Source organism: Cellulomonas endophytica, assembly GCF_004123805.1.
GTDB lineage: Bacteria > Actinomycetota > Actinomycetes > Actinomycetales > Cellulomonadaceae > Cellulomonas > Cellulomonas endophytica.
Genome location: NZ_RWJX01000097.1, coordinates 1 through 10665, shown reverse-complemented (window position 1 = coordinate 10665; position 10665 = coordinate 1). Strand labels below are relative to the sequence as shown.

The window sequence follows — 10665 nt, the reverse complement described above, 5'->3', positions numbered from 1 at the left end:
GACCCCGCCGCCGGCCCCGCCGCCGACCCCGCCGCCGACCCCGCCGCCGACCCCGGGGCCGGCCGGTAGCGTCGCGGGCGCCGGGGCGGGTGCGCGCGGCCGGACCGGCGCCGCGGAGGCGGTCGGGCCGTCGGACGAGGTGAGGGCGGTGGGCGGCGTGCGCGTCGTGCTCGACACGGACCTGTCGATGGGCGAGCCGGGCTCGGAGATCGACGACGGGTTCGCCCTTGCGCTCGCGCTGGCGGAGCCCGGCATCGACCTCGAGCTCGTCACCACCGTGCACGGCAACACCGACGTCGGCAGCGCCACGCTGCTGACGCTGGACCTGCTCGAGCGGCTGGGCCGCCCGGACGTGCCGGTCGTGCAGGGGGCGGCGGCGCCCCTCGTCGAGCCCGGGCGGGCGCGGCCCCTGCCCGAGGACGTGCGCGCCCGGCTGGGCCACCGGCACCCGGCGCCGGGCTTCGCGGCGGCCGAGATCGCGCGTCGCGTCCTCGACGCCCCGGGCGAGGTGACGGTGGTCGCGATCGGGCCGGTGACGAACGTGGCGCTGGCGTTCGCGCTCGACCCGGCGGTCGCGCGGTCCGTGCGCGAGGTCGTCGTCATGGGCGGCTCCTACCTGCGCAGCCACCCGAACAGCCTCGCGCTGCCGGGGGAGTGGAACGTGTGGAACGACCCGCACGCGTTCCGCGCCGTCGCGCACGCCGGCGCGCCGCTGCGGCTCGTCGGGCTCGACGTCACCCTGCGGGTGCGCGTGACGCTCGAGGACGCCGACGCGCTCGCGGCGGGCGGCGGCCCCTTCGGGCGGGCGGCGGCCGAGGCGACCCGGGCGTGGGTGGAGCGGTCGGCCCGGGAGGCGCCCGGCCGTCCCGAGGACGCCCGCAGCACCGCCCTGCACGACCCGCTCGCCGTGGCCGCCCTCGTCCGGCCGGAGCTGCTCACGTGGGCCGACGCGGCGATCGACGTGGTCACGGAGGGCCCGGGGCGCGGCGTGGTCGTCACGGACCTGCTGCAGGAGGCCGACGCGCCCGCGCCGACCTGCCGGGTGGCGGTCGACGTGGACGCGGACGCGGCGGCGCGGTACGTCCTGGGGCGCCTGGCGTCGCTCTGACGGGTGGCCCCTTGGCCCCGGGGATGGGCCGGACGGGTGACCCGGCGTGGCCGGACGCGGACGCCGGCCGTCGCCAGGGTGCGGGGTGGCACCTATGCTCAGCCGGGTCCGGCCAGAGTCGACCGGACAGCAGGGGGGCAAGGGTGCCCCTCGCGCCAGGGGAGGATGCATGCTCGAGCTCTCGTCGGCCAGCCTCGTGATCACCGGGGTCATCACCGTGGTGTCCGTCGCCGCCCTCGCCGTGGCGGTGCTCCTGCGTCAGCAGGTGCTCGCCGCCGACCCCGGAAGCCTGGGGATGCAGGACATCGCGCGGGCGGTGCAGGAGGGCGCCTCGGCGTACCTGCGCCGGCAGTTCCGGACGCTGTCCCTGTTCGCCGTGGTCGTGCTGGCCCTCCTGCTCCTCCTGCCCGGGGACGCGGGCGTGAAGGTCGGGCGGTCCGTGTTCTTCCTCGTCGGGGCGCTGTTCTCCGCCGCGATCGGGTTCCTCGGGATGTGGCTCGCCACCCGCGCCAACGTGCGCGTGGCGGCGGCGGCCTCCCGGCCCGGGGGCCGCGCGGAGGGCGCGCGCATCGCGTTCCGCACCGGGGGCGTCGTCGGCATGTCCGTCGTCGGCCTGGGCCTGCTGGGCGCCTCCTCGGTGGTCCTGCTGTACCGCGACGAGGCGCCCGCCGTGCTCGAGGGCTTCGGCTTCGGCGCGGCGCTGCTCGCCATGTTCATGCGCGTCGGCGGCGGCATCTTCACGAAGGCCGCGGACGTCGGCGCGGACCTCGTCGGCAAGGTGGAGCAGGGCATCCCCGAGGACGACCCGCGCAACGCCGCCACCATCGCGGACAACGTCGGCGACAACGTCGGCGACTGCGCCGGCATGGCCGCGGACCTGTTCGAGTCCTACGCCGTCACGCTCGTCGCCGCGCTCATCCTCGGCCGGGCGGCCTTCGGCGAGGAGGGTCTGGTCTTCCCCCTCGTCGTCACCGCGATCGGCGCCCTCGTCGCCGTCCTCGGCGTCTTCACCACCCGCGTGCGGGGGAACGAGAGCGGCCTGACGGCCATCAACCGCGGCTTCTACGTCTCGGCCCTCGTCGGGGTGCTGCTCGCCGCGGTCGCCGCGTTCGTCTACCTGCCGTCGTCCTTCGCGGCCTTCACGGGCGGCACCGCCGGCCTGGAGACCCACGGCGGCGACCCGCGGCTCGTCGCCACCGGCGCCGTCGCGATCGGCGTGCTGCTGGCCGGCGTCATCCTCTGGGTGACGGGGTACTTCACGGGCACGACGAGCAAGCCGACGAAGCACGTGGCGCGCACGACCCTCACGGGTGCGGCCACGGTCGTGCTCTCCGGCATCGGCGTCGGCTTCGAGTCGGCCGTCTACACCGCCGGCATCATCGCGGCCGCCATCTGCGGCGTGTTCCTGCTGGCGGGCGGCAACGTCGCGCTGGCCCTGTTCCTCGTCGCCCTCGCCGGCTGCGGGCTGCTCACCACGGTCGGCGTCATCGTCGCCATGGACACCTTCGGGCCCGTCAGCGACAACGCCCAGGGCATCGCGGAGATGTCCGGCGACGTCACGGAGGAGGGCGCGCAGATCCTCACGGACCTCGACGCGGTCGGGAACACGACGAAGGCCGTGACGAAGGGCATCGCCATCGCGACGGCCGTCCTGGCGGCCACGGCGCTGTTCGGCTCCTACGCCGACGCGGTGCGCACGGCGCTCGCGGACGTCGGCCCCGACCTCGGGGGCGACATCGCCGCGGCGATGACCAGCTACGACATCATCTCGCCCGTCACGCTCGTCGGGGTGATCCTCGGCGGCGCCGTGGTGTTCCTCTTCTCGGGCCTGGCCATCGACGCGGTCACGCGCGCGGCCAGCGCCATCGTCTTCGAGGTGCGCCGCCAGTTCCGGGAGAACCCCGGGATCATGACCGGCGAGACCCGCCCCGAGTACGGCAAGGTCGTCGACATCTGCACGCGCGACTCCCTGCGCGAGCTGGCCACCCCCGGGCTGCTGGCGGCGTCCGCGCCCGTGGCGGTCGGGTTCGGCCTCGGCGTCGGCCCGCTGGCGGGCTTCCTCGCCGGCGCCATCGGCACGGGCGTCCTCATGGCCGTGTTCCTCGCCAACTCGGGCGGCGCCTGGGACAACGCGAAGAAGATCGTCGAGGACGGCCACCACGGCGGCAAGGGCTCCGACGCCCACGCCGCGGCGGTCATCGGCGACACCGTCGGCGACCCGTTCAAGGACACCGCCGGCCCGGCCATCAACCCGCTCATCAAGGTGATGAACCTCGTCGCCCTGCTCATCGCGCCGGCCGTCGTGGCCGTCTCCGTGGGCGACGGCGCCAGCACCCCGGCGCGCCTGGGCATCGCGCTGGCCGCCACCGCGGTGGCGTTCGGGGCGATCGTCCTGTCCCGCCTGCGGGCGGCGCGGGTCGACGCCGAGGGCCGGCTGGAGCAGGAGACGCACCTCGGCGGCGGCGCCGGGGGTGCGGGCGGCACCGGGGCCGCGGCCGCGACCGGCTCCGTCGGCGGGGCCGTCCCGTCCGTGGAGGCCAACGGCCACCCGGCCGGCGTGGAGAACGTGCCGCACCGGCCCACGGCGCGGCCCGACGTGGTCGACCCGGCGCGGCGCGTCTAGGCCGGCGCAGGGACCGACCGCCGACAGGCCCCGACCGGGGGCGACGACCGACCGGGCGGGTGCGCTCCGTGGCACGATGCCGCGGACGCACCCGCCCGGGTGCGTGGAGGGGGCGGTGCGTGAGCGACCTGACGACGCTGCGGCTCATGACCTACAACGTGCGCGGGCTGCGTGACGACGCGCGGGCCGTCGCGGCCGTGGTCGCGGCGCAGTCCCCGGACGTGCTCGCGGTGCAGGAGCCGCCGCGGGGCCCCCTCGGCCGGCGGCGGCTGGCCCGCCTCGCGCGCCGGACGGGGCTCGTGCCCGTCGTGTCGGGGCGCGGCGCCCGCACCACGGCGCTGCTCGTGGCCCCCGGGCTGCCCGTCGCCGACGCCCGCGCCGTGCGGCTGCCGTGGCGGCCCGGACGCACCCGGCGCGGGGCGAGCCTGGCCGAGGTCGCGGGCCTGCGGGTGCTCGTCGTGCACCTCGGCCTCGACGCGCGCGAGCGCGCGCGGCACCTCGAGCTCCTGCTGGCGCGGCCCGAGCTCGCGGCACCCGGGACGACCGGGACGGGACCGACCGCCCCCGGGACGACCGCTCCCAGGACGGTCGCAGCCGGGGCGGAGGCGGGTGCCGGCGGTGCGGCCGGCGGCCGGCGCGTACCCCTCGTCGTGCTCGGCGACCTCAACGAGCTCCCGAGCGGCCCCTCCTGGCGGCGTCTGGGGGAGCGGCTCGTCGACGCGGCCGTCGCGGCCGGCGGCGGCATCCCGACGTTCCCGGCGGCGCGCCCCCGCAAGCGCATCGACGCGGTGCTCGTCGAGCCGCCGGTGGAGCCCGCGCGTGCCGAGCCCGCCGCCCCCGCCGACCCGGCGGGGACGGGTGGGGACGCGCCGGCCCCGGTGCCCGCGCGCGGGCCGCGGTTCCTGCGGGTCGCCCGCGCCCGGCGGCCGCGGGACACCCCCGCGGTGCCCGCCGGCGGCGGGGTCGCCGGGACCGGTGGCGCGTCCGGGGGGACCGGTGAGGGGGGCGGTGCCGTGGACACGCCGGCCGCCGCCGGCGCCGCCGCGCCGACGGGCGTGCGCGTGGTGGGCTCCTGGGTGCCGGGCGGGCCGCTCGTCGCCCGCGCGAGCGACCACCGCCCCGTCGTGGTCGACCTGCTTGTCGCGGCGCCGCGCGAGGGCGCCCCGGCCGGACGTCGCGGCGGGGCCGCGTGACGGCCGGCGCCGCCGCCGCGGACGTCCCGGACGTCCCCGACGTGCCGGTGCTCGACGACGCCGGCGCCGCCGCGCTCCGCGCCGACCTCGCGGACGCCGGGTACACCGTCGACGGCGTCGAGGAGCTGCTCGGTCCCGTGGCGGCGTCGGCGCTCCACCGCGGCGAGGCGGTCCCCGCGCTGCGGGCCACGGACGGCCGTGACGAGCCCGTCGCCACGCTGGTGCGGTCCTTCCTCCTCGGTGAGGCCGTGCCGGTGGCGGCGGTCGCGGCGGCGCTGCCCCGGCTCGGCGTCGCCGGTGCGGCGGCGGCTGGCCTCGTCGGGGCGGCCGGTGCCGCGCCCGACGACGGCGTCCGCGCCCGCGTCGACCTGCGCCCCTACGCCGTCGAGGACGGCCTCGGGGAGGGCGGGGACGGCGCGGGCTGGTGGGTGCTGTCCGACCTCGGCGAGCTGGCGACGGGCCGGGCGCTGCGGACGGACCACGTGCTCGGCGTCGGGGGCGCCTCGGCGCTGCTGGCCCAGGCGACGGTCCGCGAGCCGCGGCGCCGGGTCCTCGACCTCGGCACGGGCTGCGGCGTGCAGGCGCTGCACGCGGCGCGCCACGCGGAGCACGTCGTCGGGACGGACGTCTCGCGGCGCGCCCTGGCGTTCGCGCGCGCGACGGCGGCGCTCGCCGGCCTCGGCCCCGACCGCCTCGAGCTGCGCCACGGGTCCCTGCTCGAGCCCGTCGCGGGGGAGCGGTTCGACCTCGTCGTCAGCAACCCGCCCTTCGTCATCACGCCGCGGCGGGCCGACGTGCCCACGTACGAGTACCGCGACGGCGGCCGCGCCGGGGACGCTCTCGTGCAGGAGCTCGTCGAGGGCCTGGGCGCCGTGCTGGAGCCGGGGGGCGTCGCGCAGCTGCTGGGGAACTGGGAGGTGCACCGCGGGCAGGAGTGGCACGAGCGCGTGGGCGCCTGGGTCGACGCCTCCGGTCTCGACGGCTGGGTCGTCCAGCGCGACCTCCTCGACCCGGCGCAGTACGCCGAGATGTGGATCCGCGACGGCGGCACGACGCCCGAGGGCGACCGCGCCGGCTGGCGGGCCCGGTACGGCGCGTGGCTCGACGACCTCGCCGCGCGCGACGTCGAGGCCGTCGGCTTCGGGATCGTGACGCTGCGGCGCCCGGCCGGCCCCGGTCCCCGGCTGCGGCGCCTGGAGGAGGTCACGGGCACCGTGCGGCAGCCGCTGGGGCCCGTGCTCGGCGCGGTGCTGCACGCCCACGACGCGCTGGCCGCGCTGGACGACGCCGCGCTGGCGGACCTCGCGCTCGTCGTCGCGCCCGACGTCACGGAGGAGCGGTACCTGCGCCCCGGCGCGGCGGACCCCGAGGTGGTGCTGCTGCGCCAGGGCGGCGGGCTCGGCCGGACCGTGCAGGTCGGCACGGTGCTCGCGGGAGCCGTGGGCGCGTGCGACGGGGAGCTCACGCTCGGGCAGATCGTCGGGGCGCTCGCCGCGCTGCTCGAGGTCGGCGCCGCGGAGGTGGCGGCGGAGGTGCTGCCGCGCGCCCGCGACCTCGTGCGCGACGGGCTCCTGCTCCTGCCCGCGTCGACCTGACCGGTCACGACCTGGCGGGTCACGACCTGGCCGGTCACGACCTGGCCAGTCACGACCTGGCCGGTCACGACCTGACCGGCGGCGGCCCCGCCCGGCGCCTGCCGTCCCCGCGTCCGTCGCCCCTCCCGCGTCGCGTGCCCACCCCCCCGGCGGCCCATCGTCCACAGGGGGCGCCGCGGGCGCGGGGGCTTCGGGCTAGCGTCCGCGCGCCGGGCACCGTCCGGTGCGCGGCACCGGCTACCGCCGGTGCCGCGGGGGTCGCGGGGGCGGGACGAGGGGGACGCGGGTGCGGACGCGGGTGGCGGTGCGCCGGGCGGACGGGTCGACGACCCCGCTCGTCCTGGTGGCGGACGGCTCGGCCACGGCCGGGGACGTCGCGGAGGCGCTCGTGCGCGCCGACCCGTCCCTGGACCCGGCGTCGGGGCCGTCCGTCGACGGGCCCGACGCGGCACCGCGCGGGGCGCGGACCCTCGCCGTGGCCGCACCCGCCGGCGGGGCGGCCCGGGTCCTGGCCCCCGCCGTCGCGCTGGCCGACGATCCCGTGCCGCCGGGCTGCGACGTCCGGGTCGTCGCGGTCCCGTCCCGGGGTGCCCACCGCCGGACCGGCACCGCCGCGTCGCCGGCCGCGGTCGTCCGCGTCGTCGCCGGCCCCGACGCCGGCCTCGTCGTGGAGGTGCCCCGCGGGGTGAGCACGCTCGGCCGGGACCCGGGGTGCGACGTCGTGCTCACCGACCCGCGCGTCGCCCCCCTGCACGCCCGGCTGCGCGTCGACGGACGCACGGAGCTCGTCGACGCCGGCGCGCCGGACGGCATCGTCGTCGCCGGCGGACGGGTGCCGCGGGTCGTCCTGGGCGGCGCGGACCTCGCGGTCGTCGGCGACTCCGTGCTCCGTGTGGAGACGGACGCGGCGGCGGGGGCCGGTGCCGCACCGGCGGCGGTCGTGCGGTCGCCGCGCGTCGTGCCCGCCCTGCCGCCCGTCGTCCTCGACGCCCCCGCGCCGCCGGAGCCGGGGACCCCCTCGCGGTTCCCGCTCGTCGGGGTGCTGGCCCCGCTCGTGCTCGGGGCCGCCCTCCTGGCGGTGACGCGGTCCCCGGTCACGCTGCTGCTCGTGGGCCTGAGCCCGCTGCTCGCGCTGGGCGCCTGGTGGGACCGGCGGACCACGGACCGGCGCCGGGACCGGGCGGCGCTCGCCGCCTTCCGCGCGTCGCTGGCCGCGCTCGTGGGGGACGTCGGACGGCACCAGGGCGACGAGGTGCGCATCCGGCGCCTCGAGCACCCCACGACCGCCGAGGCTCTCGTGGCGGCGGCCCGGCGCGACCCGCTGCTGTGGTCCCGCCGGCCCGACGGGGCCGACGCGCTCGTCGTGCGGCTCGGCGACGGGCAGGGCGCCTCGCGCGTCGAGGTCCGGACGCCGTCGCGGGGGGCGGCGACCGCCGAGGCCTGGCAGGAGCTCGCGGCGGCGGTGGCGGGGCTCCGCACGGTCGGGCCCGTGCCCGTCCTGGCCGACCTGCGGGCGTGCGGCTCCCTCGGGGTGGCGGAGCCCGCCGGCCGCGACGCCGCCCGGGCGCTGGTCGCGCGCCTCGTGGCGCTGGCGGCGCCCGCGGACCTCGTCGTCGCCGCCGTGCTCTCCTCGTCGAGCGCGCCCGGCTGGGCCTGGGCGGCCTGGCTGCCGCACACCGCCGACGCCGGGAGCCCGCTCGCCGGGTCGCACCTCGCCTCGTCGCCGGCCGCCGCGGCCGACCTCGTCGCTCGTGTGGAGGAGGTCGTGGCGTCGCGCCGCGGGGGGCCGCACCGGGGCCCGGGAGGTCGCGGCGCCGGCGGGGGGACGGCGGGCGGCGGGTCGCGCCCGGCCCTCCTCGTCGTGGTCGAGGACGACGCCCCCGCCGACCGCGGGGCGCTCGTACGGCTCGCGGAGGAGGGTCCCGCCGTGGGCGTGCACGTGCTCTGGTGCGCGTCCGGCGTGCCCGCCCTGCCGTCGGCGTGCCGGACGTTCCTCGCCGTCGGCGGGGCGGCGCCGGACGACGACGAGCCCCCGGGGGGCGTGGCGGACGCGGGTGGGCCTGGCGGGACGGCGGCGGCCGGTGTGCGGGTCGGGCGGTGCGCGGCGGTCGTCGGCGACGCGGGTGCGGGCACGTGGACCCCGGTCGAGGCGGAGACGCTGACGGCGGCGTCCGCGACGGCGCTCGCGCGCGACCTCTGCGGCGTCACCGACGCCGGTGCCGCCGCCCGCGACGACTCCGACCTGCCGCGGTCCGTGCCCCTGCTCGCCCTCACGGGCCCGGAGGTGGCGCAGGACGCGGCCGCCGTGGTGGCGCGGTGGCGCGCCACCGGGTCCCGCGTGGGCGGGCGGGGTGCGTCGGGCCGGCGCCGCGTGGACGGGACCCTGCGGGCCGTGGTCGGCCAGGGCGTCGACGGTCCCTTCGTCCTCGACCGGCGCACCCAGGGGCCGCACGCCCTCGTCGGCGGGACGACGGGCTCGGGCAAGAGCGAGTTCCTCCAGGCGTGGGTGCTCGCGCTGGCCGCCGCCCACGGGCCGGACCGCGTGACGTTCCTCCTCGTCGACTACAAGGGCGGCGCGGCCTTCGCCGACTGCGTCGACCTGCCGCACACGGTCGGCCTCGTGACCGACCTGTCGGGCCACCTGGTGCGCCGCGCCCTGGCGTCGCTGCGCGCCGAGCTGCGGCACCGCGAGCGGCTCCTGGCCCGCAAGGGCGCGAAGGACCTGCTCGCGCTCGAGCGGACGGGCGACCCGGACACCCCGCCGGCCCTGGTCATCGTGGTCGACGAGTTCGCGGCCCTCGTGCGCGAGGTGCCGGAGTTCGTCGAGGGCGTCCTCGACGTGGCGCAGCGGGGCCGGTCGCTGGGGCTGCACCTCGTGCTGGCCACGCAGCGCCCCGCCGGCGTCGTCACGGACGCGGTCCGGGCGAACACGTCCCTGCGGGTCGCCCTGCGCATGGCCGACGAGCACGACTCCGTCGACGTGCTGGGCGTCCCCGTCGCGGCGCACGTCGACCCGGCCCTCCCCGGACGGGGCGCGGTGCGGACGGGTCCGGGGCGCGTCGCCGTCTTCCAGACGGGCTGGGCCGGCGGGCGCAGCGACGGCCGGCGCGGCACGACCGTCGCGCTGGAGACGCTCGGCCCCGACCCCGCGGTGCCGTGGGGCGCTCCGGCGTCCGGGTCCGGCGGGGTCGCGGCGCACGGCCCGTCGGGGACGGCGGACGCCCCGGACGACGAGAGCGGCCCGACCGACGCCCGTCGCGTCGTGGCGACGGTCGCCGCCGCGGCGGCCCTCGCCGCGGTGCCGCCGCCGCGGCGCCCGTGGCTGCCCGAGCTCCCCGCGGTGCTCGCGACGGACCTCGCGCCGGGGCGCCCGAGCGCGGAGCTGCCGCTGGGGCTCCTCGACGTGCCCGCCGAGCAGGCGCGGCGCCCCCTCGTGTGGCGGCCGGACCGCGAGGGCGCGCTCGTGGTGCTCGGCGCCGGGGGCTCCGGGCGGACCACCGCCCTGCGGACCGTCGCGCTCGCGGCCGCCACGAGCGTTGACCCCGTCCACGTGCACGTGCTCGACCTCACCGGCGGGGGGCTGCGCGGCCTCGAGGCCCTGCCCGCGGTCGGGTCGGTCGTCGAGGCCGCCGACCACGAGCGGGTGGCCCGCCTGCTGACAGGGCTGACGGCGCTGCTCGACGAGCGCGCCGCGGCCGCCGCCGACGGACGGTCCGGGGGGCTGGAGGCCCTGCGCCGGCGGTCCGGTGCCACCGACCTGCCGCGGGTGCTGCTGCTCGTCGACGGGGTCGCGGCCCTGCGCGAGGGGCTCGAGACCGACCCGGTCCGCGCACCGCTGTGGACCGCGTTCGCCCGGGTGCTGACCGAGGGGCGGCCGCTCGGCGTCCACGTGGCGATGACCGCGGAGCGTCCCTCCGCGCTGCCGACGGCGCTCGCCGGGGCGGTCGGGCCGCGGGTGGTGCTGCGGCAGGCCGACGACGCGGCGCTGCTCGCGCTCGGGGTGCCGCGCGACGTGCTGCGGGCCGACGCACCGCCCGGTCGCGGCGTCCTGGCCGGCCCGGGGCACGAGCTCCAGCTGGCGGCGCCGGGCGGGACGGCCGACCCCGCCGCCCAGGCCGCCGCGGTGGACGCGGCGGCCGCGGCCCT

General features: G+C 79.8%; 5 protein-coding genes. All 5 read left to right on the top strand.

Features of this window, described 5'->3' with window-relative positions:
• Positions 1 to 148 precede the first annotated feature (148 nt).
• Positions 149 to 1108 (top strand): nucleoside hydrolase, encoded by a 960-nt coding sequence (locus EJA20_RS16840; protein WP_164984040.1) that lies wholly within the window; start codon positions 149 to 151, stop codon positions 1106 to 1108.
• Positions 1109 to 1277: 169 nt separating this feature from the next.
• Positions 1278 to 3731, top strand: coding sequence for a sodium-translocating pyrophosphatase (locus EJA20_RS16835; RefSeq protein WP_129339693.1), 2454 nt, complete (start codon positions 1278 to 1280; stop codon positions 3729 to 3731).
• A gap of 119 nt (positions 3732 to 3850) precedes the next feature.
• Entirely contained in the window at positions 3851 to 4924 is a 1074-nt protein-coding gene (locus tag EJA20_RS16830; RefSeq protein WP_129339692.1) for an endonuclease/exonuclease/phosphatase family protein, read from the top strand.
• Positions 4925 to 4971: 47 nt separating this feature from the next.
• Positions 4972 to 6519 carry a DUF7059 domain-containing protein gene (locus tag EJA20_RS16825; protein ID WP_420836450.1) on the top strand — a complete coding sequence of 516 codons (1548 nt, stop codon included), beginning with the start codon at positions 4972 to 4974 and terminating at the stop codon, positions 6517 to 6519.
• A 286-nt stretch (positions 6520 to 6805) separates the two neighbouring features.
• Positions 6806 to 10665 (top strand): FtsK/SpoIIIE domain-containing protein (locus EJA20_RS16820; RefSeq protein WP_129339691.1); only part of this gene is annotated, 3860 nt, incomplete at its 3' end.

Bases quoted from the DNA above. Each gene is read 5' to 3' on its own strand.
- EJA20_RS16835 (WP_129339693.1), top strand. From the start codon at position 1,278: ATGCTCGAGCTCTCGTCGGCCAGCCTCGTGATCACCGGGGTCATCACC.